Here is a 26,268-nt window from a genome sequence, read left to right as displayed (position 1 = left end):
TTTTCCTACCTGATTAGCGACTACTCGCTCATAGCCTGCCATCTGCGACTGGATAAATTCAAGCCTGACGTGTGTTCTGTCAGGCATAAAGTGGCGCTCTCTATCAGATATCTTCCAGACTAATTCCCCGGGTTTTTGGACCAAAAATTCCCACTGACAGCATCACCATCAGCATACTGGCGACAATAAAGCTGATGACGCCTGGCGTACCGGCATATTGCAAAATAATGCCGATCAGAATACTGGTGATCGCCGTCGACAGGCGGCTGAAGGAGTAGCAGAAACCTACCGCCCGTGCGCGAATACGGGTCGGAAACACTTCAGCCTGATAGGCGTGGTAGCTGATGGTCAGCCAGGCGTTGGACCAGGTGATCATAAATCCGCAAATCACCAGCAGCACCGGGCTGTTTTGTAGCGCAAACAGGGTGCCGAACACCACGGTCATCAGCGCCGAGAGAACTATTTGCCATTTGTTTTCGAAGCGATGTACGAAGCGGGTGCAGAAAAGGCAGCCAATCGGGTAGGCCAGCGTAATAAAGAACGCATACAGCAGGCTATGGGTGATGCTTGCCCCCTGGCCGGAAAGCAGTGCGGGCAGCCAGTTACCAAAACCAAAGAAGCCGATTGCCTGGAAAAAGTTCATCACCATCAGCATGATGGTGCGTTTGCGGTATTGCGGAGCCCAGATCTCTTTGAAAGCCCCCATTTTGCGCTGAGACGGTTGTTTCTCGACATGGTGGCGGGGGGAAGGAGAAACGCCGCAGCGCTGTTCCATTTCGCACATCACCTCGTGCGCCTCTTCATGACGGCCTTTTTCATCCAGCCAGCGCGCTGACTCCGGCAGCTTTTTGCGAATAACCCAAATTACCAGGGAGCAAAGAGCACCGAAGATAATCACCCAGCGCCAGCCGGTGAGGCCGAAAAGGGTGATCGGTACCAGCATCCATGACATCAGCGCCACCGCAGGTACCGATAAAAACTGGATAAAGAAGGCGAAAGCGAAGGCTTTGTTGCGCAGATGCGTCGGTACCCATTCGCTTAAATAGGTGTCGATGGTTACCAGCTCAATACCGAGGCCGATCCCAACCAGAAAGCGGCAGAAAATTACCCCTTCGGCGCTGTTCTGCAACGCCATAATCAATGAAAAAATGCCGTACCAGGCGAGGGCAAACATAAAGGTGTGGCGTCGCCCCAGTTTATCCGCCAGCGGTGCAAGCAGGCTGGCACCGATAAACAGCCCCAGAAAGGTGGATGAGGCGAAAGCCGCCTGGTCGGAGATACCAAAGATGCCGTTCTCGCCAGTATGGAAAATATCCTCTGCCAGCAGTCCGGTACTGATATACCCGGTCTGAAAAAGATCGTACAGCTCGAAGAAGCCGCCCAGCGCCAGCAGAGTGATAAAAGACCACAGGCCGATGGAGGCGGGCAGCGCATCGATGCGAGCGGTTAAGCTGGCGTGGGGTTGTCCTGGGGAGGCGAATGTGGCGTCGCCCAGAACCTGGGTGGTAGACATATTATTATTTTCCTCAGATAAAATGTTTGCCTGCTAATGTTAATTGATTGTTAATAGTTTTAAATTTTTAATCGCTTCTCTTAACGACGCTGTGCAGCGGAAAATGTTGATGAAATGTGAAAGTATTCGTGAATACGCTGGTTTTAAGCGACACAGGCGGCGGGATTTGAAGCAAACCACCGGGGGAAGCGGAATGGGGGCCTGAGTTCTTTTTCTGTAACGTCAAATGATCAAATAATTTTAGCTATTAGATAATTCTAAACAAACCATCACCAGAGCGACATTTTAACTTTACTCAAATAATTGAGTGACTATAATGAGCACAAATTCAATCAGGAGAAATATGTTGGACAGTCACCCTTACTTAAACATCAAGGCAAGCTGACGCTATTTCTTTTGCGCTGCTTGCCACCCGGCGGGCAGCAATCCTTCTGTTATTGACGATTGCATCCCCTATAAAGTAAACGCAGCGCTGCTGCGAGGATAATCGTCATGTTCATGTTTAAAAACACGCTGTTTCCTCCACCACGTCTTCGACGCTAATCGCCTGTCAGGGCGAGGTTTTGTCGCGTCATCGTTAAAGTTGGCAGTTGTTTCTTCCCGCAAAATGGAAGAATGTTTGCTGCCATTTTTATATTTTACTGATGCTTTCTTAATTCAATCATCCTGCGAATGGTCGCATAAGGAGGGAATGATGGATATTCCCATAGGCCTAAAGTAATACGCGCTTAATAGCGAAAGAAATACATTATGCATAGATATTTTATGCAGGGACAAACACGTTTTAAATTTGGGGAACAATCATGACTGACATGAAAATAGAAAACCGGAAAGTAAACCGGTCTGCGTCAGAAAATGATAAGCAGCATAAAAAGAGCTTCGCAATTGAGACTGAGGCGTTTAACAGCCCGGACCATACGCTGGCGCGGCTAAACAGCAGCCGTCAGGGGCTGACAACGGAAGATGCCTTTGAGCGGCTTGAGGATTATGGCCGTAATGAGGTTGCGCATGAACAGGCACCTCCGGCGCTGATCCAGCTTCTGCAGGCATTCAATAACCCGTTTATCTATGTCCTGATGGCGCTGGCCGCCGTCAGCTTCGTGACCGATTACTGGCTACCGCTGCGTAACGGCGAAGAGACCGATCTGACCGGAATTATCATTATTGTGACGATGGTCAGCCTGAGCGGGTTATTGCGTTTCTGGCAGGAGTTTCGCACCAACAAGGCGGCGCAGGCGCTGAAATCGATGGTTCGCACTACCGCCACGGTGCTGCGTCGCGGCCCGGGCAATATCGGCCCGGTTCAGGAAGAGATTCCTATTGAAGAACTGGTGCCGGGCGATGTGATTTTCCTCGCTGCGGGAGACCTGGTTCCGGCGGACGTTCGTCTACTGGAGTCGCGGGACCTGTTTGTCAGCCAGTCGATTCTCAGCGGCGAGTCGCTACCGGTTGAGAAATATGACGTGATGGCCAGCGTCTCCGGCAAGGACAGCGATCGGCTACCTTCGCCGAACAAGGATAAAAGCCTGCTTGAGCTGGGCAACATCTGCCTGATGGGTACCAACGTCACCAGCGGCAGGGCGCAGGCGGTGGTTGTGGCGACCGGAAACCGCACCTGGTTTGGTTCACTGGCGAAATCCATCGTTGGAACCCGTACCCAGACGGCGTTCGATCGCGGAGTGAACAGCGTCAGCTGGCTGCTGATCCGCTTTATGTTGGTGATGGTGCCTATTGTGTTGCTGATCAACGGATTCAGCAAAGGCGACTGGGTCGAGGCGTCATTGTTCGCCCTGGCGGTCGCGGTGGGCCTGACGCCGGAAATGCTGCCGATGATCGTCAGTTCAAACTTAGCGAAAGGCGCTATCGCCATGTCGCGACGCAAAGTGATCGTCAAGCGTCTGAACGCCATTCAGAACTTTGGCGCGATGGACGTATTGTGCACCGATAAAACCGGCACCCTGACCCAGGACAATATCATTCTTGAGCACCATCTCGATGTGAGCGGTGCCGAGAGCGACCGGGTGCTGACCCTGGCGTGGCTGAACAGCAGCAGCCAGAGCGGCGCGTGTAATCTGATGGACAGAGCGGTGCTGCGTTTTGGTGAAGGGCGGATTTCCCCCTCGACGAAAGAACGCTTTGTGAAGCTCGATGAACTGCCGTTCGACTTTGTGCGTCGCCGTGTGTCGGTCTCGGTAGAAGATGTGCGTCATGGCGACAAAAACCTGATCTGCAAGGGCGCAGTTGAAGAGATGCTGATGGTGGCGACGCATCTGCGCGAAGGCGATAAGGTGGTCGAGCTGGATGAAACCCGTCGCGATCTGCTGTTAGCCAAAACTGAGGACTACAACGCTCAGGGTTTCCGCGTCCTGCTGTTGGCGACCCGCAAGCTGGATGATGCCGCTCTGACAACTCCGCTCAGTACTGCCGATGAGCAGGGATTGACGGTCGAAGGAATGTTGACCTTCCTCGACCCGCCGAAAGAGAGCGCGGGAAAAGCGATTACCGCGCTGCGTGATAACGGCGTAGCGGTGAAAGTGTTAACCGGCGATAACCCGGTGGTGACGGCGCGTATTTGCCTTGAAGTAGGGATTGATGCGCACGACATTTTGACCGGGGCACAGATCGAAGCGATGACGGATAACGAACTGGAGCGCGAAGTAGAAAAGCGCGCGGTGTTCGCCAAACTGACGCCGCTACAGAAATCACGCATTCTGAAAACATTGCAGAAAAACGGCCATACCGTTGGCTTCCTCGGTGATGGTATTAACGATGCCCCGGCGCTGCGTGACGCTGATGTGGGGATCTCCGTCGATAGTGCGGCGGATATCGCCAAAGAGGCTTCCGATATCATCCTGCTGGAAAAAGATTTGATGGTGCTGGAAGAGGGCGTCATCAAGGGGCGTGAGACCTTCGGCAATATTATTAAGTACCTGAACATGACCGCCAGCTCTAACTTCGGCAACGTCTTTTCGGTGCTGGTCGCGAGCGCGTTTATCCCGTTCCTGCCGATGCTGGCGATCCATCTGTTGATCCAGAATCTAATGTACGATCTGTCCCAGCTGTCGCTGCCGTGGGACAAGATGGACAAAGAGTTTCTGCGCAAACCGCGCAAGTGGGATGCGAAAAACATCGGTCGCTTTATGCTGTGGATTGGCCCGACGTCGTCCATCTTCGATATCTCCACTTTTGCGCTGATGTGGTACGTGTTTGCGGCGAATAATGTCGAAGCGCAGGCGCTGTTCCAGTCCGGCTGGTTTATCGAAGGGCTGCTGTCGCAGACGCTGGTTGTGCATATGCTGAGAACGCAGAAGATCCCGTTTATTCAGAGCCGCGCCACGCTGCCGGTTCTGCTGACCACCGTGCTGATTATGGCGCTGGGTATCTATATCCCGTTCTCGCCGCTGGGGGCGATGGTGGGATTAGAGCCGCTGCCGCTGAGCTACTTCCCGTGGCTGGTTGCCACGCTGCTGAGCTACTGCCTGGTGGCGCAAGGGATGAAGCGCTTCTATATCAAACGGTTTGGTCAGTGGTTCTGATGAAAAGGAGGTGTCGAGATGAATCGTTCTCCGGACAACCTCATCGCGCTGATGTTTTTCCTGGTGGGTTTACTGGTGCTGCTGTTGGCCATCCGGCAAATCGTAGAGTGAGGGGAAGATAATGCGAAAAACTCCGCTGGATAACGTGTTTATTCGGGTGGTGATGATTGCGGTCATCATTATTTTGCTGACTATCTGGATAAGATAAAAGGAACCCCGGGCCTGTGGCCTGGGGTTTTGACTTATTGTTGCGGCGGTAGCGCCTGTAAAATCCGCCCAGCCTCTTTCTCATTAAGCGGATAATCAAAAAAGCGCTGATAGAAATCACGAGTGACGCTCACCATATCAACATTGGCGAAGCGCTGTGGATGAAACAGCTTTGCTGCCCACTGAATTTGCAATGCGCTTTCGGTGCCATAACGATCCCACGGGAAAACGCCTGACGGATTCTGCACCACCTGACCGTTTTTCACCGCCTTCAGGCTGGCGAAAAGCCCGGCCCAGGCTGATGTCTGCCAGTCGCCGCTGCCGGGGCCGAGGATAATAATATCCGGCTGCCAGGCCAGCACTTTTTCCGGCGAAACCTCCTGCATGTTGCCATTAATCTCCTCTGCGACGTTTTGACCTCCCGCCAGGCGGATCCAGGTGTCAATCAGCGTATGGCTGCCGTCAACTTTCAGCGGCTTCAGCGATTGAATATGCAGTACTCGTGGGCGTTCATTATCACTGAGTGACGCTGTTTTTTGCCCGACGCTATCAATAACTGATTGAAGATATTGATTATATTCGCTAGCCCGCGCCAGAGCCTGTTGACTCCCAATCACCTGCGCGGTGGTGGTTAACGAGTGCTGTAGCGAAGGATAGTCGGTAAAACGCATCTCCATAACCGGCAGGCCCGCCTGGCGAAATGCGGCGGCGTCACCGTTATCTTTCGCGACAAATACCACCTGGGCTCCCTGGGCGAGCAGTGCCTCGCTGGTGAAGTGCGGCCCGCGAGCGATCAGTGCCTGATGCAGCTTCGGCGCAATATGGAACATCCACGGGCGCGCGTCAGGGCGGTTGACGGTAGCGACAATTTTGTCGCCCGCTCCCAGCGTCATCAGCAGCGAATGGTGGGCGAACCAGCCTTCGGCAATCCTGTCCACGCTGTCGGGGAGGGTAACGTTGTGTCCGGCGTCGTCGGTCACCTGGTGTGCAGCCAGCGCCGGGAAGGCCAGAAAAGCGCAGAGTAAACCAGCAGCTAATTTTTTCATTGGGCTCCTTAGAAGTCGAACTGCACTGAGACCGTCGCTTCACGCGGCGCGCCTAATTGCGCGCTGGCGTATCCGGCGCCGGTATAGCCGGTCAACGCGCCGGGAACGATGTTGGTCCAGTAGTGACGATTGGTGATATTAGTGACTGCTAACCTAAAGGTGGTGTCGGTATTGAACAGCCGGGTGCGATAGTTGCTGCCAAGATCGACAGTGGTATAGCTGCCGACCCAACTGTCGTTGGCGTTATCGGTCGCGCGGCGGCCAACATAATGAATGTTGCCATTCACGTCGAGGCCTGGCAGCCGCTGGATGCTGTAAACCGCCAGCATATTGGCGGTAAAGCGCGGCAAACCAACGACCTGTTTATCATCCGCGTTGGCGCTTGAGGTATCATGCAGGCGTGGGTCAAGCCAGGTCGCGCCGCCAAACAGGCGCAGATTACGGGTGACGTGACCATCGGCCATCAGCTCGATCCCGCGGTTTTTCTGCGTGCCGTCCTGAGCGAAATCGCCGTTGCTGTTGGTATAAGCAAACGGACGTTCAGCCTGAAATAGCGCGGTGCTTAGCAGCAAATCCTGTGTCGGCGCATATTTGGCACCGATTTCAATCTGGTGGCTGCGGTAGGGGTCGAGCACTTCACCGGCATTATTAGCACCGGTTGGCGCGCTATCGCCTTGCTGCATGCTGTTGGCCCAGGTGGTATAGAGGGTGACGTTATCAATCGGTTTATACATCAGGCTGGCGGAACCGCTGACGCCGTTATCATCGCTTTTGCTGCTGCGCTGGCTGCTTTTGTTGTAGTTGCTGACGGTAAACAGGTTTTCGCTGCCGGAAAGCAGCAGGCTCCACTGCGGGTTAAAGGTCAGCGTATCGCTCAGCAGAAACACGTGCTGGGTGGTAGTGGCTGAATGATAGCGGTCAGTGAAATCAGGATAATTTGGGCGCTCAAACGTCGGATTATCGTTTAGCGAGGAACTGCCCAGCGTCTGGGTGCCGCCGCTGCGCGGATTATAGTTTTTCCACACAAAACCGCGCATGCCGAACGCCAGATCGTGCTGTAGCCAGCCGGTCTCCACGCTGCCGGTGAGGTTCGCCAGATAGCTGTTGATCGTAAAACGGCTGGCGGCAGAGTTGGCAGTCGTAGTGGTGTAGTTGCCTTTATTATCGGTGAGCGTATTGGTGACGGCGGTGGATTCGCGATCGGCAATTTGACGCAGCACGCCAACATCCAGCAGCCAGTTGCCGTCAAAGTCATGTTTGATATGCAGGCTACCGGTGGTGGTGGTGTCATCATTCCCGGCGTAATACTGGCCATATTTGTCTTTCGTTGGGTCCAATGCCGACGGAAAATGGGTGCCTTTGGCGAGAGCAAAGCTGCCGGGCATCCCTTTTTGATAGAAGTGATAGTAGCTGAAGTTGCTCTCAAGCACGGTTTTATCGGTCAGCTGAAAATCCAGCGCCAGCCCGGCATACTGATTGCGCTGGCGGCTGCCGTGGGTATAGCCGCTACCATCCTGATCCATCAGGTTGAGACGATATTTAACCCGGTCACCAGCATCCAGTGGTCCGCTCAGATCCAGCGCTGCGTTGGCACCCGAACCGGTGCCGCCGCCGACGGTTACCCGACGCAGCGGAACATCGGTTGGCCGCTTTGATACCAGGTTAAACATCCCCGCTGGGTTAGCCGGCCCGTACAGCGCGCCCGCCATACCATTCAACACCTCGATACGCTGGAACTGCTCCGCCGGGTATTCGGTGGTTGAGACTACGTTAAGGCCATCAATCATACTGTTTTGTACTACGCTACCCTGCATGCCGCGGGTTTGCGGGCGCACGCCTTCGCCCTGTACGGAAGGCATATAGCGGTAAACGTCTTTAACGCTGCCGAGCTGCTGCTGGCGAATCAGAGAATCCGACATGGTTTGTACCGCCCACGGTACATCGAGAAGCATGCGTTTGCCGAGGTTACCCAGCGTCGCCTGCTTTTGTGCTGCAGGGGTATTGTCATCAAGAGATTCTGCGTTGGCCTGCGGCGCGGCGCTGACCACCATGGTCTCTTCGGCATGGGCTGTCATCGCCATAAACAATGAGGTGCAGGGAATAACCCCGGTCAATAAAGCGAGTTTCGTTAAGCGCATGAGTTTTAATTTCAGACTGGTGAAAGTGGAATGAGGCGAGAGCGACTCACGTCTCCGTCTGAAGGGTACGAATTATAATTGTATGATGATTAAGGGTAGGGATGATCGCTATGTATGTCAATATATAACGATTAGTGTCACTCATTAAATGTTGCCATATTCAGTTATTCAGAGTTCTTATTTAATTGATTACTCTATGAATTTCATGACGACATCCCCATCAGGGAGTAGGCCGTGTTCCCCTGAAGATATCAGGGGGAACAGCAATCATTTAAGAAGCGGTAATTCGGCAAGCATCTGCTTAAGGTTTATTGCGTCCCAGGGCAGATGTTCCGCGACGGTAAGTCCTACCGGTAATGCCAGCGCAGTAGCCTGATTGACCAGCGTGACCACTTCGCTCATCGTCAGTTTCCCTTCGGCTACATCGCCAAAGTCGTGTTCCCCGCGTCCCGGTCTGGCGAAGAGCACCGAGCGGAATAGCTCGGGGTTAAGCACATCAAGGTCAAGATGGACAGCCAGATATTCAATACCTTCTCGGGTTATCCAGTCACTTACCGCCTGAGCGCCGTCTCTCACCGCTTGCGGATCGCAGGTCGCGATAGCGTGGTCGGCAAGAAACTGTGCTTCATATTCCAGCGGGTTGTGAATACCGGCAATCATCGCTTTGCGCGGCGATAGAGGCGTTTTAACGTCGCGAGTCAGCTCGTTGTCTCCCACGCCCATCAGCGCGCCAAGGACGTGAGCATGAGAGTGCGGATATTGTGCCGGGGTCATCACGTCCGGGTGCGAGTCAATCCACAGGATGCCAAGTTTATCGCCATATTTCTCAGTGAGATAAGCGAACGGCGCCAGTGAGACCAGACAATCGCCACCCAGCGTCACAATGGTTTGTGGACGGTGCGCTGCGATTTTCTCCTGCGCATCACGCAACTGGGCAACAACCTGGCGACGTCCCACAATCCCATTTTCATTCACCAGCGGTTTATCGGATGGCGGCGTGACGGCGACTTCAGCAACCGGCCCCTGCGATGCGGGAGCCAGCCAGGCAAGAAGCTGGGAACCAAAATAGTAGGGCGCGTTGTTCCCGCCTTGCCATTGCGGGAAGATCAGACGGAGATTATCGTGAGTTGAGTGGGTCATGAAGTCCTCAGTTCAGATGTGAATACAAAAATGAACGAACGTTCATTCACTCTATCTCTCAGCTGAAGTTTGCGCAAGTATCACGGTACAACGTCTAGCCAGTCCCGCGCAAAAGAGGCTAAAATTGCCCATCGCTGGAGGTTGTAAAAATGTCAAAAAATTCAGAAACGTACCATAAACTGATCGTCGCGGCGGCGGCCTGCTTTGCTGAAAAGGGCTTTAACGCCACCAGCGTGCGGGAGATTGCTCAGCGTGCAGGGATTAGCCTCGGGGCGATGTATACCTATTTCAAAGGCAAAGATGAGCTGATTGAAGCGATCATCTTTGAAGAGCAGAAATCAGCGCTGGCAAAGCATCAGGAGCAGTTTCACGGCTCCTGCTTTGAGCAGATTTGCAGTCTCACGACCTCGTGCATAGAGGAAGTGGGCTATCCGTCATCTCATCAACTGTGGGTTGAGATCATTGCGGAGTCGGCCAGAAAAGAGCATCTGCGCGCGGCTTTTTCTGCCAGCGACAAGGTTATGCGCGAGGGCGTGGCAGACATTATCCGCAAAGGCGTAGCGGCTGGAGAGTTTAGTCCACATGTTAACGCGCAAGAGGCCACAATGACCATTTTCGCGCTTATTGATGGCTTCATTGGCCGCAAAGCGATAAACCCTGCGTTTAACGTTAAAACAGATGTGCGGAATTTTACGGTGATCATGGCGAGTATTTTGCAAAAGTTGCCGTGAGCCGACTGATGGAAGTAGAGCGAGAGAAAACCCCGACAGGCGCGAAGCCCGTCGGGGAAGGGATTACAGATCGAAGCGATCCAGATTCATCACTTTGGTCCATGCTGCCACGAAATCGGTGACAAATTTCTGTTGCGCATCGCTGCTGGCATAAACTTCCGCCAGCGCACGAAGCACGGAGTTGGAACCAAATACCAGATCAACGCGGGTCGCGGTGTATTTCTCTTCGCCGCTCTTACGGTCACGACCGACAAACAGCTCAGATTGCTCGTCCACGGCTTTCCAGACGGTGCCCATACTGAGCAGATTGGCGAAGAAATCATTGCTCAACACGCCCACACGGTCAGTAAACACGCCGTGCTGGCTGCCATCAAAGTTCGCTCCCAGCGCACGCAGACCACCGACCAGAACGGTCATTTCCGGAGCCGTCAGGGTTAGCTGCTGTGCTTTATCGATCAGCAAGGTCTCTGTTGAAATGCCGCCTTCAACGCGACGATAGTTACGGAAGCCATCGGCCAATGGTTGCAACAGGTCCATCGCTTCAACATCGGTCTGATCCTGACGCGCATCAACGCGGCCAGGCGCAAACGGTACGTTTACCCGTACGCCCGCAGCGGCAGCGGCTTGCTCAATACCAACCACGCCTGCCAGCACGATGATATCGGCCAATGACGCTTTGCCCGACGCTTTCTGAATCGCTTGTAGCGTCGGCAGAACGCGGGAGGCAATAGCGTTGACTGGCCAGGATTTCTGCGGCTCCAGCGCCAGACGCGCGCCGTTGGCACCGCCGCGCTTATCGCCACCACGGAAGGTGGACGCTGATGCCCAGGCAACGGAAACCAGTTCGCTGACCGACAGGCCTGCCTCGGCAATGGCGGTTTTCAGCGTGGCGATATCCGCAGGGGTCGGAGCGTGGATAGCTGCCGGTAACGGGTCTTGCCAGATCAGATCTTCTTTCGGTACTTCCGGGCCCATGTAACGGGATTTCGGCCCCATATCGCGGTGGATCAGTTTGAACCACGCGCGGGCAAAGGCTTCGTTAAAGGCCTGCGGATCGTTAAGGAAACGGCGGGAAATCTTATCGAATTCCGGATCGAAGCGCAGCGTCAGGTCGGTAACCAGCATCGTCGGCTTACGTTTTTTATCCGGATTAAACGGGTCAGGAATAATCTCCGGAGCGTCCTGCGCTTCAAACTGGATTGCGCCAGCCGGGCTGCGGGTCTGTACCCACTCATATTTGTACAGGTTTTCGAAGAAGTAGTTGCTCCACTGGGTCGGGGTTTGCGTCCAGACCACTTCCAGGCCGGAGGTGATGGCATCCGCGCCCGCGCCGCTGCCGTAGCTGTTCGCCCAGCCGAGGCCCTGTGCTTCGATTGGTGCCGCTTCCGGCTCGGCGCCAACGTGGGTGGTCACTGCGGAACCGTGCGTTTTACCCAGCGTATGTCCCCCGGCGATCAGCGCGACGATCTCTTCATCGTCCATCGCCATATTGCCAAAGGTGGCGCGAATCGCAGAGGCTGCGGAGAGCGGGTCACCGCTGGCGTTAGGCCCTTCCGGGTTAACGTAGATCAGACCCATCTCGGTGGCGCCAATGGCTTGCTTATTCAGGCTTTCCGGATGGCGATGCGCCAGCCACTCGGTTTCGTTGCCCCAGTCAACATCCAGATCGGGTTCCCACACATCTTCACGACCGGCACCGAAACCAAAGGTACGGAAACCGGAGTTTTCCAGCGCCACGTTACCTGCGAGCATATACAGGTCGGCCCAGGAAATTTTCTGACCATATTTCTGTTTCACCGGCCATAGCAGGCGACGAGCTTTATCCAGGCTGACGTTATCCGGCCAGGAGTTCAGCGGCGCAAAGCGCTGCTGACCACGGCCTGCGCCGCCGCGTCCGTCAACGGTACGGTAAGTACCTGCACCGTGCCAGGCCATACGAATAAATAGCCCGATATAGCTGCCCCAGTCTGCTGGCCACCACTCCTGCGAGTCGGTCAACACGGCGCGGATATCGGCTTTCAGCGCTGAATAGTCGAGTTTTTTGAATTCTTCCCGGTAGTTAAAATTTTCACCCAGCGGGTTCGATCGATTGGAGTGCTGATTTAGCAGGTCCACACGTAGTTGGTTTGGCCACCAGTCGCGGTTGCCGGTACCACCACCGGCGCTCTGCGTTGGCGTTTCGGCGTGAAAAGGGCATTTCCCTGCCGATGGAGTGTTCGAAGGATCGTTTGACGTGCTCATATCAGGCTCCGTTTGCTTTTGTGAATGCCATTACGATATACACTGCTACCAATAAGCGATATTTGAATGAGTCTACGGATTTAATAGCTATTTCCGTTCAATTACTATTATAAAAACCGTGCAATTATTGTTGTTAAACGGTTGGTTATCAAAACCACCGTAATAACCATAGTCGTAACAAAGGGGTAAAGGAAACGTTAAAGTGCTTTCGTCTTCATCGAATGCTAATTGTTTGAGTTATGACAATTTTAGTGCGTATAACCGCTTAGCGCTGCCAGTATAAAGGCGTACCAAAAGCGTCGATAAAATAGTCAATCACCGCGCGCACGTTTAGTGAGGGATGCCGGGCGTGAGGGTAAATGGCGGAAACCGGCGAAGGCGTACTGCTGATAGCGGCGGTATAATCGGTCATCAGTTTAATAAGCCTTCCTTCGCCAATCGCTTCATTCACCATCCAGTCAGGAAATAGCACCACGCCCATACCGCCCAGCGCAGAGGTTAGCAACGCATCGGCATTGTTTGAGGCCAACTGCGGAGTTTGCGGATAGTGCACCCATTCTCCATCCGCAAGGCGGAACAGCCAGCGATTAGGTCCGTTTGAACCGCTGTAGACCAGCGTATTGTGTTGGCGAAGATCCTCTGGGGTCTCCGGAATGCCGCGCCGTTGTAGATATTCCGGGGCTGCAACCAGGTAGTGGTGCTGCATACCAAGCACTCTGGCATGAACGCTGGAATCCGGCAGGCTGCCGATACGAAAAATAACGTCGGTCGCTTCACGGTGAGGGTCGATGAAGTCATCGGTCAGCGCCAGTTCAATTTGCATCTGCGGATACTGTTCCGTCAGGCCCGGCAGCCACGGCGCGATATGGCGCTGACCAAAATAGACCGGGGCGTTGATGCGCACCAGTCCACCAGGCTGGAGGCTCCGGTCCTGAAGATCGCGCCTGGCGGCGCTGAACTGTTCGCTGATGCTTCTGGCATGAGTGGCGAACAGGCGTCCGGCTTCGGTTGGCACCACTGCGCGGGTGTTTCGATAAAACAGCTGTTGACCGAGGGAGTCCTCAAGCTGATGGATGACCCGCGACACCATAGAGGGAGAAACACCTTCCCGCCGTGCGACTACTGAAAAACTCTGGCTGTCGTAAACAGCGATAAATAGCTGTAGCGCCCGAAAATTCACATTGTCTGCATCACTCATTAATGCAATATCCGCAAAAGTGTTTCCTTGATTGTATCGTTTTTTACATCACTCCGCTGCTTTATGCTCTGCCGCCTGATCAATAAGCGAGTAGCAACGATGCAGTTATTACTGATTTTTTTGGTGATTGTCGGCGGTATGGGATTGTCCGTTGAAGCCGGTCTTTTAGGGCCGCTGGCCGGGCAGGTAGGGGATTTATGGGCCACTTTCAGTATCTTTGGCGGTGGAACCGCGCTGACGTTTCTGCTGATGCTGCTGTTTGGCCCACGACAAAGCCCTTCATTTTTCTCCTTGCCGGGCTGGCAGCTCACCGGGGGAATTCTGGGGCCGATTTACGTCGTCATCTTAACCGTTGCCGTGCCGGTTATCGGTATCGCCATGACCATGATTGGCATTCTCGCCGGTCAGGTATGCAAAAGCCTGCTGATCGACCATTACGGATTGTTTGGCTCGCCAAAACGTAAAATTGATGGTCGGCGGCTTATCGCTCTGCTGTTTATCGTTGTCGCTCTGATTTTAATCGCCACAAGCTGAGGAATATCTCATGAGTAGCATAATGATTTTGCTGGCGCTGGTTGGCGGCGCAATGTTGAGCATGCAGGCTGCGATCAATGGCCGGTTAGGCAGCCAGGTTGGCGTATTCCGTAGTGCGTTTCTCACTTTTGCGGTAGGTGGAGTGATTACGGCGCTACTGATTTTTTACTTTGAACCCCGCCAGGCGGCTACGCTGCTGGACGTACCGAAATGGCAGCTTCTGGGCGCATTCTGCGGCGTGCCCTATATTGTGATTATGGTGCTGGCGGTACAGCGTATTGGCACCGCAACGGCGACGGTGGCGGTGATTTTTGGCCAACTGGCCATGAGTCTGCTGATTGATAACTTTGGCTGGCTGGGAAATGATGCCATCACTTTTTCGCCTGGACGGCTGGGGGCGATTATCTGCCTGGGGCTGGTGCTTTTCTTTATCTATCGCTCCAGTACGGCGCAAAAAGACAAAATCAGCTGAAAGATGGCGCCCACCTGTTCAGGTGAGTTGCCGCTCGCCGCCGAACGCGACCATACTGTTCAGCACCATGTTACTGGCGCTTAAGACAGGTTACTGTTGGGGAGCATGGTTTTAGCCGCCGCGCGCCTGGGCATCACTTCATTGACTGGAGATATGCTATGCCTGAGTTTTCGTCGTTGCTAACCTTTGCTCTTGTCGCCCTTGGTCTGGTGCTGACGCCGGGGCCGAATATGATCTATCTGATTTCGCGCTCGATTTGCCAGGGAAGAAGGGCCGGGCTGGTTTCCCTGGGCGGCGTGGCGCTGGGTTTTGTATTTTATATGCTGTGCGCCGCCTTCGGTATCACAGCGCTGATCTTCGCCGTTCCCTATGCGTATGACATTTTACGCATCAGCGGCGTCGCCTATTTGCTGTATCTGGCCTGGCAGGCGGTGAAGCCGGGAGGCCGTTCGGTCTTCGCAGTGCGCGATCTTCCCGCGGATAGCGGCCGCAAACTGTTCTTGATGGGCTTTGTGACCAATCTGGCGAATCCAAAAATCGCCATTATGTACCTCTCTCTATTGCCGCAGTTTATTACGCCAGGACACGGCAGCATTCTCTCTCAGTCTTTGGTGCTGGGGTTTACGCAGGCAATAATTAGCGTGGCGGTCAATGCGCTGCTTGTGGTGCTGGCCGGGCAGGTTTCGTTGTTTCTTGTTGGACGTCCTTTATGGCAACAGTTTCAGCGCTGGTTGATGGCGACGGTACTGGCGGGGATGGCGGTTAAAATCGCCTTTGAGGCACGCAGGTAGCAGACGGCCTCTCTGTCTATTGGCTAATGGGTATTGACCTCTGTAGCGTTGCCAACAGAGGTCAATAGTGTGACGTTGTCACTTATTATCCCTCACATACTGATACATTTCTGCCAAATCATTAGCAACCTTTCGGTAGGGCTCCCGCGTCGATAACGCTATTCTTCCCCGCTTTTCCCTTTTCAGGCCCTTTGTAATCCAGGTAAATGACCGCTAATGTCCCTAATGAGAGATGAAATTCGCGACCACTCAGCGGAAGAGATGCTATTTATTCGCCGTGCTGTCATTGCTTTTCTACTGGTGGTGGTCTGCTTTGCCATACTGATTATTAACCTCTACCGCCTGCAGGTAGATCAGCACGACTTCTATCAAACCCGCTCAAATCAGAACGACATCAAAATGCTGCCCATTGCGCCGAGCCGGGGACTGATTTTCGACCGCAACGGCATTCCGCTGGTGCAAAACATCACCCTGTACCGTTTACAGGTGATCCCGAGCCAAATCGCCGATATGACGGCGCTGCTGGAACAGCTCACGCCGATTGTTGATTTAACGCCCGAAGATATTGCTGATTTCCGCGACGACATGCACCACAACAGCCGCTATAAAGAGGTGACCTTAAAATCGGATCTCAGCGACGTGGAAGTGGCGCGCTTTGCGGTCAATGAATTTCATTTCCCCGGCGTCACCGTTGATAGCTATCAGCAGCGCGATTACCCGTATGGCGCGGAGCTGGCGCACGTTGTCGGTTATGTCTCGAAAATCAACGACAGTGACCTGCAAAAGCTGGCGAAAGCGGGCGAAGAAGAGAACTACGCCGCTGACCATAATATCGGCAAGCAGGGCATTGAAGGCTATTACGAGAAAGCGCTGCACGGCACCACGGGTTATCAGGAAGTTGAGGTGGATAACCATGGCCGGGTGGTACGTCTGCTAAAAGAGGTACCGCCGGTTGCCGGAAAGAACATCTACCTGACGCTGGATCTGCATTTGCAGCAGTATATCGAGTCGGTGCTGAAGGGGCAGCGAGCGGCGGTAGTGGCCGTGGATCCGCGCGACGGCGGGGTGCTGGCAATGGTTTCCAGCCCCAGCTATGACCCAAACCCGTTTGTCAGAGGTATTGGCTATCAAGCCTACCGCTCGCTGCTCGATAATCCTGACCGGCCGCTGATTAACCGGGTCACCCAGGGGCTGTATCCTCCCGCCTCAACGGTTAAACCCTATATGGCGCTGTCGGCGCTGTCGGCTGGGGTCATCACCCCAACAACTTCTTTCTTCGGCGCGCCGACCTGGACGCTACCCGGTACCCAGCGGCGCTATCGCGACTGGCTGAAGAGCGGTCACGGCATGCTTAACGTCACCAAAGCGATTGAAGAGTCGGCGGATACCTTTTTCTACCAGGTGGCGTTCGAAATGGGCATCGACCGTATCCATGAGTGGTTAAGCAAATTCGGCTATGGCCAATCAACCGGCATCGATCTTAACGAAGAGTACGCCGGAGTGTTGCCGAGCCGGGAATGGAAGCAACGGGTGCATAAAAAACCGTGGTATCAAGGGGACACTATCTCCGTCGGCATCGGCCAGGGCTACTGGATCGCCACGCCGATTCAGATGGTGAAAGCGCTGACTACGCTTATCAATAACGGCAAAGTGCAAAACCCGCATCTGCTTTACTCTATGAAGCAGGGCAACAAGGTCGAGCGCTATCAGCCGCCGCAAAATTTACCGCAGGTTGGCGACCCGCATTCACCGTATTGGGGAATCGTGCGCAACGGGATGTACGGCATGGCGAACCAGCCCAACGGCACGGGCTATAAGCTGTTTCATACCGCGCCGTATCAGATTGCGGCGAAATCCGGGACTTCGCAGGTCTTCAGCCTGAAGGAGAATCAGGTGTATAACGCCAAAATGATCCCGGTCCGCCTGCGCGATCATATTTTCTATACCCTGTTTGCGCCGTATCAGCATCCGAAGGTAGCGATGGCGTTGATTCTGGAAAACGGTGGCGGCGATGGCGTGGTTGCCGGGCCAACAGCACGCGCGATCCTCGACCATATTTTTGACCCTGCCAATGCGCCAGCGGCGCAAGGTGCACAATCGACGGTGCCGCAGGTAGACAGCGCCGACGCGCAATAGGGCATTATTCACTCAGAGCATAAGCGTTAACGGATTGGTTATTTGCCGCCGTTAGCGCTTTTGCTCATAGTAGAGTTCTGTGTTGTTGTGAAAAAGGCGTTCTGATGTCGTTAAGCCGAAATACGCTACTTCTTATCCAGACCGGCACTCCGCCGGTTGAAATCGCCTCTGACCATGGCGATCTTCCCGTCTGGTTCGGTCATTTGCTCGCGCCGTGGCGCAATAAAATCAGCGTGGCGCGGGTGTTTGCCGGGGAACCGCTTCCCGCGCCGGATAACCACACCGTGGCGGTGATCACCGGGTCATGGGATATGGTGACCGAGCGCCTGCCATGGAGTGAAATGACCGCCGGGTGGATCCGCGACGCGATGGCTATTGAGATGCCGCTGTTTGGCGTTTGCTATGGGCATCAGCTTATGGCGCACGCCCTTGGTGGCGAGGTGGATTACCATCCTGCAGGGCGCGAAGCCGGAAGCAAAACCGTTACTCTCTCTGCGAATGGATTAACTGACAGCCTGCTGGCTGACCATCCGGCCCCCTTCAGCGCACATCTTACGCATATGCAAACCGTGACCCGACTGCCGCAAGGGGCGAAGGTGCTGGCCTCGTCCAGTCACGATGCGCACCAGATTGTTCGCTATGGCGAGCATGCCGTCTCCACGCAGTTCCATCCGGAAATCACTCCGGAAATTGCCCGCTCGCTGATTGCGTATCGTCAGGCGGTTCTGCGTAATGAGGGCGTTGACCCGGACAAACTGAGCCGTGAAGTCGAAGAGAGTCCTGTGGCATCGGCGATTTTGACTCGTTTTGTGGCTAACTATTTGCCGCCGGATAACGTCTGATTTTTCCGTTTTGTATCACCGTGTATCTGAGTTCAGTGCGACAAAATCCCCCCTCTGCGCGCACAGTGCAGATACATCGCGGTGTTGTGATAGGCCTGTCATCCAAACCATGAAGAGGCAACCATCATGAACACCACTTTTTTATCCCGTAAATATGCCGCCCTGGCGCTAATCTGCTCCTCACTGGTTTCCGCCAGCGTCTGCGCGGCGGAGGACAGCGCCGCCTTTAACGCTCTGCATCAGATACAGGCGGGAGATCTCAATATTGGCTATGTGGATATCGGCCCGCGCGACGGGCAAGCGGTGATCCTGCTACACGGCTGGCCTTATGATATTCAGAGCTACGCCGCCGTCGCCCCGGCGCTGGCGCAGAAGGGCTACCGGGTGATCGTGCCTTATCTGCGCGGTTACGGCACCACGCGCTTTATTTCAGCGAAAACGCCGCGTAACGGTCAGCCTTCGGCAATGGCGAAAGATATCGTTAATCTGATGGATGCCTTGCATATCAAACAAGCTGATTTTGCCGGTTTTGACTGGGGCGCACGTACGGCGGATATCGTAGCCGCGCTGTGGCCGGAGCGGGTGAAGTCGCTGGTTTCGGTGAGCGGGTATCTGATTAGCAGCCAGCAAATTGGCGAAAAACCGCTGCCGCCGCAGGCCGAGCAGTCGTGGTGGTATCAGTTCTATTTTGCCACCCCACGCGGTGAGGCAGGCTATCGGCAGAACACTCACGATTTTGCGAAGTTTATCTGGCATCAGGCTTCACCGGGCTGGCAGTTTAGTGATACGCAGTTTGCACAGAGCGCGCAGGCGCTGGATAACCCCGATCACGTGGCGGTGACCATTAGCAACTACCGCTGGCGCTTAGGGCTGGAGAAAGGCGAAGCGAAATACGCAAACTACGAGCAGAAACTGGCGGCTTTGCCGACTATTGGCGTTCCGACCATCACCATCGAAGGTGATAACAACGGTGCGCCGTACCCGGCACCTGAAAGCTATCGCGCTAAATTTACTGGCAAATACGAGCATCGCGAATTCAAAGGCAATATCGGCCATAACCCGCCGCAGGAAGCCCCCCAGGCGTTCGTGCAGGCAGTTGTCGATGCCGATCATCTGTAACTGCTGCGCCGGGGTGTGAAGTTGCGCTTCCGGCGATAGCGCATATTCTCTTTGAGTGGCATTTTTTTACCGGAGCCTGCTTTGGAACGTATTGATCATATTCTGGTTGTTGATGATGACCGCGATATTCGTGAGCTGGTCACCGGTTATCTGGAAAAGTCGGGATATCGCGCGACGGGGGCCGCCAACGGCAAGGCGATGTGGGCGGTGCTCAACGCGCATCAAGTGGATCTGATCGTTCTGGATCTGATGCTGCCCGGCGACGACGGTTTACTTCTCTGTCGCCAACTGCGCAGCAACGGTCAGCAGGACATTCCGGTTCTGATGTTGACCGCGCGCACCGACGACAGCGACCGAATTCTGGGGCTTGAAATGGGTGCCGATGACTATCTGGTGAAGCCCTTTGTCGCTCGCGAGCTGCTGGCGCGCATCAAGGCCATTCTGCGCCGCACCCGGGCGCTGCCGCCAAATTTGCAGATTACCGAGGCCGGACGACTCATCGCCTTTGGCGACTGGCTGCTGGATACCTCGGCAAGGCATCTGCTTGATGACAGCGGCACTATCGTCGCGCTAAGCGGTGCGGAATATCGGTTATTGCGGGTTTTCCTCGATCACCCGCAGCGGGTACTGAATCGCGATCAGCTGCTGAATTTGACGCAGGGAAGGGATGCCGAACTGTTCGAGCGCTCCATTGACCTGCTGGTGAGCCGTTTACGTCAGCGCCTGCGCGAAGATGCCCGCGAACCGGCCTATATCAAAACCGTCCGTAGCGAAGGCTATGTGCTCTCGGTTCCGGTGTCGATTCGCGAGGCCCGCGAATGAAGCTCTGGCCCGCATCGTTGCAGTCCCGGCTGGTTGTGATGATTTTCCTCGCGCTGCTGCTGGCGAACGCCTTAACGCTATCATTGCTACTTTATGAGCGGATGAGCAGCGCCCGCAGCGTGATGCTGGGCAACCTCGAATACGATGTCGCCACCAGCGTGGCGATCCTTAATCGTCTTCCTGCCGCCGAACGCCCACAGTGGCTGGCGCGGCTGGCGCGCGGTAACTATCGCTATCAGCTTACGGCGGGGCAAGGCGGCGACTATCCCACCAGCTGGCGGGTACGTGATGCGGTGCGGACTTTGCAAGAAACGCTCAGCGGCACTTATCCGCTAAGCATTGTGGCGATCCCCGGTCCGCGCGAGCATATTCAAGCCCACCTTACCCTGCACGACGGCGCGCCGCTAACCATTGATTTGTGGCCGCGCCTGCCGGCGATCGCCCGTTGGCTACCCGTGGTACTGGCCGCACAATTCTTACTGTTGTTGTTTTGTGCCTGGTACGCCGTGCGTCAGGTGGTGCGTCCGATGACCCGCTTCACCCGCGCCATTGACCACCTCGAACCGGCAATGAATGTGCCTGAGGTGATGGCAGAGCAGGGGCCGGTTGAAGTTCGCCACGCGGCGCGGGCATTTAACGCCATGCAGACGCGTATTCACGACCATTTACAGGAGCGAGCGCGGATCCTCGCGGCGATCTCTCACGATCTGCAAACGCCAATTACCCGAATGAAGCTGCGGGTCGAGATGGCGGAACAGCCGGAATTACGCGACAAGCTCCTGGAAGACCTGGACAATATGACCCGCCTGGTCAGAGAAGGGATCGCTTTTGCCCGCTCCGCCCAGCCGCTGGAAGAGTCGCGCCAGCGTCTCAACCTGAATGATTTTCTCGACACTATCGTCTGTGATTATGCTGATGTTGGCAAAGCGGTGCGCTTTATTCCCGGCGCTATCCAGCGACCGGTGCTGATTCAGCCGCAGGCGCTGCGGCGCATTATGAGCAATCTGATTGATAATGGGCTGAAATTTGGCGATAGCGTCACCGTCAGCCTCGAAGATGCGCAAAACGGTGACATTACAATTAAGGTTGCCGATGAAGGACCAGGGATCCCCGATGATCAACTGGAGGCGGTACTGCAACCTTTTTATCGGCTGGAGAATTCGCGCAATCGCGATACCGGCGGCACCGGGCTGGGTCTGGCAATTGCCGCACAGCTAGCCAGTCAGATGGCGGGCAAGCTGACGCTACGCAATTGCTCAAGGGGCGGTCTGGAGGTCTCGGTGCTGCTGTTTGCCACCGTTTTGTATCCTTCTGTATCCCCGGGCGCTACAGATAACTAAGCCGACAAATTCCCGCTATTTCAGACACTTTAGCCATACATACGCCTGCTGTAATGGGTTGGCTGCCGCTTCAGGCAGCTAACTCATCTGAGGAGAGCGTGTATGTCCATTCTGATTGCTTTTTTCGGCGGTATGCTGACGCTGCTGAGCCCCTGTACCTTGCCGGTTATCCCGTTAATTTTTGCCAGCGTGCGCGGTAAAAGGGCTCATCTGCTGCTGATGCTCAGCGGCATGGTGCTGATGTTTACCGCCGTTTCGCTGCTGGTGACGGTTGCCAGTAGTTGGGTGGTGAGCCTGACGCTTGCCGGACGCTGGCTGGCGCTGCTGTTTTTGGCGCTGGTCGGAGTGAGCCTGATATCCACAAAGGCCGCGCAGCGCCTGACGGCTCCGGTGGTAGCGTTAGGGAATCGTATTAACGCGCGCAGCTATCAGCACGCCGGAGGGGCGGGCGCGCTGCTGGCGGGTCTGGCCACTGGCTTGCTGTGGGCACCGTGCGCCGGGCCGGTACTGGGCGCGATCCTCAGCCTTGGATTTATTCAGGGCAGCTCGATCACCAGCGGATTACTGCTGCTGTCTTACGGTAGCGGTAGCGCGCTGATGCTGGCACTGTTGTGGCTGTTCGGCTCGCGGCTGACTGCGCGTTTGCGTAAAGGTCTGGCTTTTAGCGAACGCCTGCGTCAGCTGGCGGGCGTGGCGATGCTGGCATCGGTGGTGCTGATAGCCAGCGGGGCGGACAGTTTTCTACAAGGGGCTAACGGATTGACGCAACGGCTGGAGCAGCGTCTCAGCGCTGGTTTGCCACCGCCGGAGCAAAAAGCGGTTCTACAGCCAGTTTTTGCGCCGCAGTCAACCAGCGAAATGCCTGCACTGGAAGGCGGTAGTACGTGGATCAATAGTCCGCCGCTCAGTAACACTTCGTTAAAGGGCAAAGTGGTGTTAATCGACTTCTGGACCCGGGACTGTATTAACTGCCAGCACACGCTGCCCTACGTGCGCGAGTGGGCGAATAAATATCGCGCTGCCGGGCTGGTGGTGGTGGGCGTACATACTCCGGAGTATCCGTGGGAGCGTTCGCTGCCCGCGCTGCGTGAAGCGGTCACAAAATGGCAGCTGACTTACCCTATTGTGGCGGATAACGGTTACGCCATCTGGAACGCGTTTGGTAATCAGTATTGGCCCGCGCATTATCTGTTCGATGCCAAAGGCAAGCTGCGCTATACCGCTTTTGGCGAAGGGGACTACGCCCAGCAGGAGAAGATGATCCAGCAGCTGTTACAAGAGGCGAGAGTCTGAGCTAGTTAAAGGGGAGATTGACTGCGGCTGCATTGCGCGCTGTTTCCCCGGAGGCGGCTGTGAAGCTGTAGCCCGGACAGGTGCGCAGCACCGCCTCCGGGATTGTTAGTGACAATGTCACTTTTTAAAATATAAAAAAAAGCCGATAAAGTGAATTATCGGCTTTTCAGCGTTTATTGCGAAACTAGCTTACTGCGCCAGCAGTTCCTGGGCGGTACGTTCTACCAGGCTCAGCAGCACCTTCACGTCATCTAAGGTGACGATCGGGTTCAGCAGCGTCAGCTTCAGGCAGGTCACGCCATTGTGCTCGGTCACTCCGACGTTCGCACGACCGGAGGCCAATAGCGCATCGCCAACCCGCTGGTTGAGCAGGGCGATGGCGGCATCGTCGCTCCCTGCCATCTGCTGCGGACGCGAACGGAACAGCACGCTTGCCAGCTGCGGCTGCATCACCAGCTCCAGCGTCGGCTGAGTCTCGACGTAATCCGCCACGTTCAGCGCCATCGTCACGCCGTGATCGATGATCTCCGCGTACTGCTTCTGGCCCAGCGCCTCAAGACCCATCCACAGCTTCAGCGCATCGAAGCGGCGGGTGGTTTGCAGCGATTTTGACACCAGATTTGGCACGCCGTGCTCTTCATCGAACTCAGAGTTCAGATAGGCCGCCTGATAGCGCATCAGCTCATAATGGCGGGCTTCTTTTAACAAAAACGCGCCGCAGCTGATGGTCTGGAAGAACTGTTTGTGGAAATCCAGGGTGATGGAATCCACTAACTCAATACCGTCCAGACGATCGCGATATTTCTCCGACATCAGCAGCGCGCCGCCCCAGGCTGCGTCAACGTGCAGCCAGATCTGGTGCTCTGCCGCCACTGCCGCGATTTCACGCAGCGGGTCAATCGCCCCCGCATCGGTGGTGCCAGCGGTGGCGACAATCGCCATAATCTGCTCGCCGTTAGCCTGGGCTTGCGCGATTTTCGCTTTCAGGTCCGCCACGTCCATCCGCGCGAATTCGTCGGTTTTTACCAGCGTCACGGAACGGTAGCCAAGGCCCATCAGCGCCATATTCTTCTGCACCGAGAAGTGGGCGTTTTCAGAACATAGCACTTTGTACTGGCGAATATCGCCCGGCAGACCATCCTGCTGGATGGAATGACCCATACGTGCGAAAAAGGCATCACGCGCCAGCATCAGACCCATCATATTGCTCTGGGTGCCGCCGCTGGTGAATACGCCTGCATCACCCTCGCCGTAGCCTACCTGAGCGCGCAGCCATTCAATCAGCTTGATCTCGATGATGGTCGCTGACGGGCTTTGGTCCCAGGAGTCCATGCTCTGGTTGGTGGCGTTAATCAGCACTTCCGCCGCCTGGCTAATCACCAGGCTCGGGCAGTGCAGGTGCGCCACGCACTGCGGGTGGTGCACCGACAGGCTGTCTTTCAGGAAGTACTCGATCGCACGTTCAATCGCCGCCTGGTTGCCCAGACCCTGTTCGTTGAAATCAAGGGTGATGCGCTCACGCAGCTCGTCAACGCTTTTCCCCTGATACATCTCAGGTTGCTGCAGCCACTGCGCTACCGCCTGGCTGGTCTGAGCAATCGCTTGCTGATAGGCGTCAATACTCTGCGCGGAACCAGCAAGAATTGGATTCAATTTGGACATTGCGGTCACTTACTCCACTCAGACCGGTTTTACGCCGGCGGCCAGCAGGGCCTGTTCAAATTTGTCGAAGAAAATTTCCAGTTCCGCGTTGCTGATCAGCAGGGACGGCAGCAGGCGCAGTACGCAGCCGTGGCGGCCACCGCGCTCGAGGATCAGGCCCGCTTCGAAGCATTTCTTCTGCAGCAGTGCAGAAAGCTCGCCATCAGCCGGGTAGCTACCCATGTGATCCGGCGCTTCGTTCGGTTTGACGATCTCGATACCAATCATCAGGCCCAGACCGCGCACGTGGCCGATAACCGGGTAACGTTTCTGCATCTCGGCCAGTTTGCCTTTCAGCCACTCGCCCTGGGCGGCGACTTTATCGGCAATGTTGTTGTCTTTCAGGTGACGCAGGGTGGTCAGGCCGGTAGCCATCGCCAGCTGGTTGCCGCGGAAGGTGCCGGTATGGTGACCCGGTTCCCAGGCATCGAACTGCTTTTTGATACCCAGAACGGCCATCGGCAGACCGCCGCCTACCGCTTTAGACATCACGATGATGTCCGGCTCAATGCCCGCGTGTTCGAAGGCGAAGAATTTACCGGTACGGGCAAAGCCCGCCTGAACTTCATCGATAATCAGCAGAATGCCGTGTTCCTGCGTCACTTTACGGATGCGCTGCAGCCACTCGACCGGAGCCGGGTTCACGCCGCCTTCACCCTGAACGGCTTCGAGGATCACCGCCGCCGGTTTACGCACGCCGCTTTCAACGTCGTTGATCAGGTTTTCGAAGTAGTAGGTCAGCGCTTTCACGCCTGCGTCACCGCCGATACCCAGCGGGCAGCGGTACTGGTGCGGATAAGGCATAAACTGCACTTCCGGCATCATACCGTTGACGGCTTCTTTTGGTGACAGGTTACCGGTGACGGACAGCGCACCGTGGGTCATCCCGTGGTAACCGCCGGAGAAGCTGATGATGGAAGAACGGCCGGTGTATTTTTTCGCCAGCTTCAGCGCCGCTTCCACGGCATCAGCACCGGTTGGGCCGGTGAACTGCAGGCAGTATTCTTTACCTTCGCCAGGTAACTGGGAGAGCAGGTATTCACAGAAGCGATCTTTTAACGGAGTCGTCAGATCGAGAGTATGTAACGGCAAGCCGCTGGTAATGACACTTTGGATGCTCTGCAGCACATCAGGGTGGTTGTGACCGAGTGCCAGAGTACCGGCGCCGGCAAGGCAGTCCAGGTACTGTTTGTTATCCGCATCGGTCAGCCATACGCCTTCCGCTTTGGTAATCGCAAGGGGCAGCTTGCGTGGGTAGCTCCTGACATTCGATTCGAATTCAGCCTGACGGGCCAAAAAGGTATCGTTGTTTGCATCTAATAAATCTGCGCCTAAAGTATCAATACGGACTTTATCCGTCATCATATCACTCCCACAACCAGCGTTACGGTTGAATGCTGGTTGAATAAATTGGTGTAAGAAATTGAATCGCTATGCATAAAGCGGGCACAATATATGGCTTTTTAAA

The 26,268-nt window shown here is 55.3% G+C and carries 21 protein-coding genes and 1 riboswitch; of the genes, 13 read left to right on the top strand and 8 right to left on the bottom strand.

From position 1 onward, the window contains the following. Positions 1-103: 103 nt before the first annotated feature. The gene (locus AC07P6_RS15860; protein ID WP_434663691.1) at positions 104-1,513 is read right to left on the bottom strand and encodes an MFS transporter; all 1,410 of its coding nucleotides are present in this window, start codon (positions 1,511-1,513) and stop codon (positions 104-106) included. Between the two features lie 803 nt (positions 1,514-2,316). Between AC07P6_RS15860 and mgtA the strand changes: the two genes are divergently transcribed. Genes mgtA through mgtU form a run of 3 tightly spaced genes read left to right on the top strand, consistent with a single transcriptional unit; the run spans position 2,317 to position 5,257 of the window. Further along, positions 2,317-5,049 carry a magnesium-translocating P-type ATPase gene (gene mgtA, locus AC07P6_RS15855; RefSeq protein ID WP_478313634.1) on the top strand — a complete coding sequence of 911 codons (2,733 nt, stop codon included), beginning with the start codon at positions 2,317-2,319 and terminating at the stop codon, positions 5,047-5,049. Between the two features lie 18 nt (positions 5,050-5,067). Further along, on the top strand, positions 5,068-5,160 hold the full coding sequence (mgtR, locus tag AC07P6_RS15850) for a protein MgtR (RefSeq protein ID WP_110276517.1): 93 nt from the start codon (positions 5,068-5,070) through the stop codon (positions 5,158-5,160). Positions 5,161-5,170: 10 nt separating this feature from the next. Next, positions 5,171-5,257: a magnesium transporter protection protein MgtU gene (mgtU, locus tag AC07P6_RS15845; RefSeq protein WP_369685506.1), complete on the top strand. Its 87-nt coding sequence runs from the start codon at positions 5,171-5,173 to the stop codon at positions 5,255-5,257. Positions 5,258-5,291: 34 nt separating this feature from the next. Here the strand turns inward: mgtU and AC07P6_RS15840 are convergent, their stop codons facing one another. The 3 genes from AC07P6_RS15840 to AC07P6_RS15830 form a co-directional block, all read right to left on the bottom strand. Then, a complete protein-coding gene (locus AC07P6_RS15840; protein WP_478313633.1) occupies positions 5,292-6,302 on the bottom strand; it encodes an ABC transporter substrate-binding protein in 1,011 nt (336 codons plus the stop codon). 8 nt (positions 6,303-6,310) lie between these two features. After that, positions 6,311-8,440 (bottom strand): TonB-dependent receptor, encoded by a 2,130-nt coding sequence (locus AC07P6_RS15835; RefSeq protein ID WP_478313631.1) that lies wholly within the window; start codon positions 8,438-8,440, stop codon positions 6,311-6,313. A gap of 267 nt (positions 8,441-8,707) precedes the next feature. Further along, on the bottom strand, positions 8,708-9,580 hold the full coding sequence (locus AC07P6_RS15830; protein ID WP_478313629.1) for an arginase family protein: 873 nt from the start codon (positions 9,578-9,580) through the stop codon (positions 8,708-8,710). Between the two features lie 149 nt (positions 9,581-9,729). Here AC07P6_RS15830 and AC07P6_RS15825 point away from each other — a divergent pair, with 149 nt between their 5' ends. Further along, a complete protein-coding gene (locus AC07P6_RS15825) occupies positions 9,730-10,311 on the top strand; it encodes a TetR/AcrR family transcriptional regulator (RefSeq protein ID WP_434663701.1) in 582 nt (193 codons plus the stop codon). 63 nt (positions 10,312-10,374) lie between these two features. On the opposite strand, the gene katG is transcribed toward AC07P6_RS15825, so the two are convergent. Continuing rightward, complete coding sequence (katG, locus tag AC07P6_RS15820) at positions 10,375-12,552, bottom strand: catalase/peroxidase HPI (protein ID WP_478313627.1); 2,178 nt, start codon at positions 12,550-12,552, stop codon at positions 10,375-10,377. 265 nt (positions 12,553-12,817) lie between these two features. Next, a complete protein-coding gene (locus tag AC07P6_RS15815) occupies positions 12,818-13,750 on the bottom strand; it encodes a LysR family transcriptional regulator (RefSeq protein WP_478313625.1) in 933 nt (310 codons plus the stop codon). Positions 13,751-13,849: 99 nt separating this feature from the next. On the opposite strand from AC07P6_RS15815, the gene AC07P6_RS15810 reads away from it, so the two are divergent. The 9 genes from AC07P6_RS15810 to AC07P6_RS15770 all read left to right on the top strand — a co-directional run bounded on the left by AC07P6_RS15810 (position 13,850) and on the right by AC07P6_RS15770 (position 23,099). Then, the gene (locus tag AC07P6_RS15810) at positions 13,850-14,284 is read left to right on the top strand and encodes a DMT family transporter (RefSeq protein WP_478313623.1); all 435 of its coding nucleotides are present in this window, start codon (positions 13,850-13,852) and stop codon (positions 14,282-14,284) included. Between the two features lie 10 nt (positions 14,285-14,294). After that, positions 14,295-14,756: a DMT family transporter gene (locus AC07P6_RS15805; protein ID WP_478313621.1), complete on the top strand. Its 462-nt coding sequence runs from the start codon at positions 14,295-14,297 to the stop codon at positions 14,754-14,756. A gap of 59 nt (positions 14,757-14,815) precedes the next feature. Continuing rightward, a riboswitch (ZMP/ZTP riboswitch) is annotated at positions 14,816-14,895 on the top strand. Positions 14,896-14,914: 19 nt separating this feature from the next. Continuing rightward, entirely contained in the window at positions 14,915-15,547 is a 633-nt protein-coding gene (locus tag AC07P6_RS15800; protein WP_478313619.1) for a LysE family translocator, read from the top strand. A 216-nt stretch (positions 15,548-15,763) separates the two neighbouring features. Next, entirely contained in the window at positions 15,764-17,683 is a 1,920-nt protein-coding gene (mrdA, locus tag AC07P6_RS15795) for a penicillin-binding protein 2 (RefSeq protein ID WP_478313617.1), read from the top strand. Between the two features lie 104 nt (positions 17,684-17,787). After that, positions 17,788-18,525 carry a glutamine amidotransferase gene (locus AC07P6_RS15790; protein ID WP_434663714.1) on the top strand — a complete coding sequence of 246 codons (738 nt, stop codon included), beginning with the start codon at positions 17,788-17,790 and terminating at the stop codon, positions 18,523-18,525. Between the two features lie 126 nt (positions 18,526-18,651). Further along, positions 18,652-19,644, top strand: a complete 993-nt coding sequence (locus AC07P6_RS15785; protein WP_478313615.1) for an alpha/beta fold hydrolase — start codon at positions 18,652-18,654, stop codon at positions 19,642-19,644. Positions 19,645-19,725: 81 nt separating this feature from the next. Continuing rightward, the gene (locus AC07P6_RS15780) at positions 19,726-20,466 is read left to right on the top strand and encodes a response regulator (RefSeq protein WP_182238758.1); all 741 of its coding nucleotides are present in this window, start codon (positions 19,726-19,728) and stop codon (positions 20,464-20,466) included. Next, positions 20,463-21,806 (top strand): ATP-binding protein, encoded by a 1,344-nt coding sequence (locus AC07P6_RS15775; RefSeq protein ID WP_478313613.1) that lies wholly within the window; start codon positions 20,463-20,465, stop codon positions 21,804-21,806. The genes AC07P6_RS15780 and AC07P6_RS15775 overlap by 4 nt, the downstream gene beginning before the upstream one ends. 102 nt (positions 21,807-21,908) lie before the next feature. Beyond that, positions 21,909-23,099 (top strand): cytochrome c biogenesis protein/redoxin, encoded by a 1,191-nt coding sequence (locus AC07P6_RS15770; RefSeq protein ID WP_478313612.1) that lies wholly within the window; start codon positions 21,909-21,911, stop codon positions 23,097-23,099. A gap of 189 nt (positions 23,100-23,288) precedes the next feature. Here the strand turns inward: AC07P6_RS15770 and AC07P6_RS15765 are convergent, their stop codons facing one another. Beyond that, positions 23,289-24,770 carry a pyridoxal phosphate-dependent decarboxylase family protein gene (locus AC07P6_RS15765; protein ID WP_478313610.1) on the bottom strand — a complete coding sequence of 494 codons (1,482 nt, stop codon included), beginning with the start codon at positions 24,768-24,770 and terminating at the stop codon, positions 23,289-23,291. Positions 24,771-24,779: 9 nt separating this feature from the next. Then, complete coding sequence (locus AC07P6_RS15760; RefSeq protein ID WP_181486203.1) at positions 24,780-26,165, bottom strand: diaminobutyrate--2-oxoglutarate transaminase; 1,386 nt, start codon at positions 26,163-26,165, stop codon at positions 24,780-24,782. Between the last annotated feature and the right edge of the window lie 103 nt (positions 26,166-26,268).

The organism is Klebsiella sp. GFKo11 (genome assembly GCF_056490265.1).
Note: the sequence above shows the minus strand (reverse complement) of the source record. Positions and strands in the feature narration are given on the sequence as shown.

What these genes read in the sequence shown, in the direction of transcription:
- AC07P6_RS15860 (WP_434663691.1), bottom strand. Translation starts at nt 1,513, where the DNA reads ATGTCTACCACCCAGGTTCTGGGCGACGCCACATTCGCCTCCCCAGGA.
- mgtA (WP_478313634.1), top strand. Translation starts at nt 2,317, where the DNA reads ATGACTGACATGAAAATAGAAAACCGGAAAGTAAACCGGTCTGCGTCA.
- mgtR (WP_110276517.1), top strand. Translation starts at nt 5,068, where the DNA reads ATGAATCGTTCTCCGGACAACCTCATCGCGCTGATGTTTTTCCTGGTG.
- mgtU (WP_369685506.1), top strand. Translation starts at nt 5,171, where the DNA reads ATGCGAAAAACTCCGCTGGATAACGTGTTTATTCGGGTGGTGATGATT.
- AC07P6_RS15840 (WP_478313633.1), bottom strand. Translation starts at nt 6,302, where the DNA reads ATGAAAAAATTAGCTGCTGGTTTACTCTGCGCTTTTCTGGCCTTCCCG.
- AC07P6_RS15835 (WP_478313631.1), bottom strand. Translation starts at nt 8,440, where the DNA reads ATGCGCTTAACGAAACTCGCTTTATTGACCGGGGTTATTCCCTGCACC.
- AC07P6_RS15830 (WP_478313629.1), bottom strand. Translation starts at nt 9,580, where the DNA reads ATGACCCACTCAACTCACGATAATCTCCGTCTGATCTTCCCGCAATGG.
- AC07P6_RS15825 (WP_434663701.1), top strand. Translation starts at nt 9,730, where the DNA reads ATGTCAAAAAATTCAGAAACGTACCATAAACTGATCGTCGCGGCGGCG.
- katG (WP_478313627.1), bottom strand. Translation starts at nt 12,552, where the DNA reads ATGAGCACGTCAAACGATCCTTCGAACACTCCATCGGCAGGGAAATGC.
- AC07P6_RS15815 (WP_478313625.1), bottom strand. Translation starts at nt 13,750, where the DNA reads ATGAGTGATGCAGACAATGTGAATTTTCGGGCGCTACAGCTATTTATC.
- AC07P6_RS15810 (WP_478313623.1), top strand. Translation starts at nt 13,850, where the DNA reads ATGCAGTTATTACTGATTTTTTTGGTGATTGTCGGCGGTATGGGATTG.
- AC07P6_RS15805 (WP_478313621.1), top strand. Translation starts at nt 14,295, where the DNA reads ATGAGTAGCATAATGATTTTGCTGGCGCTGGTTGGCGGCGCAATGTTG.
- AC07P6_RS15800 (WP_478313619.1), top strand. Translation starts at nt 14,915, where the DNA reads ATGCCTGAGTTTTCGTCGTTGCTAACCTTTGCTCTTGTCGCCCTTGGT.
- mrdA (WP_478313617.1), top strand. Translation starts at nt 15,764, where the DNA reads ATGTCCCTAATGAGAGATGAAATTCGCGACCACTCAGCGGAAGAGATG.
- AC07P6_RS15790 (WP_434663714.1), top strand. Translation starts at nt 17,788, where the DNA reads ATGTCGTTAAGCCGAAATACGCTACTTCTTATCCAGACCGGCACTCCG.
- AC07P6_RS15785 (WP_478313615.1), top strand. Translation starts at nt 18,652, where the DNA reads ATGAACACCACTTTTTTATCCCGTAAATATGCCGCCCTGGCGCTAATC.
- AC07P6_RS15775 (WP_478313613.1), top strand. Translation starts at nt 20,463, where the DNA reads ATGAAGCTCTGGCCCGCATCGTTGCAGTCCCGGCTGGTTGTGATGATT.
- AC07P6_RS15770 (WP_478313612.1), top strand. Translation starts at nt 21,909, where the DNA reads ATGTCCATTCTGATTGCTTTTTTCGGCGGTATGCTGACGCTGCTGAGC.
- AC07P6_RS15760 (WP_181486203.1), bottom strand. Translation starts at nt 26,165, where the DNA reads ATGATGACGGATAAAGTCCGTATTGATACTTTAGGCGCAGATTTATTA.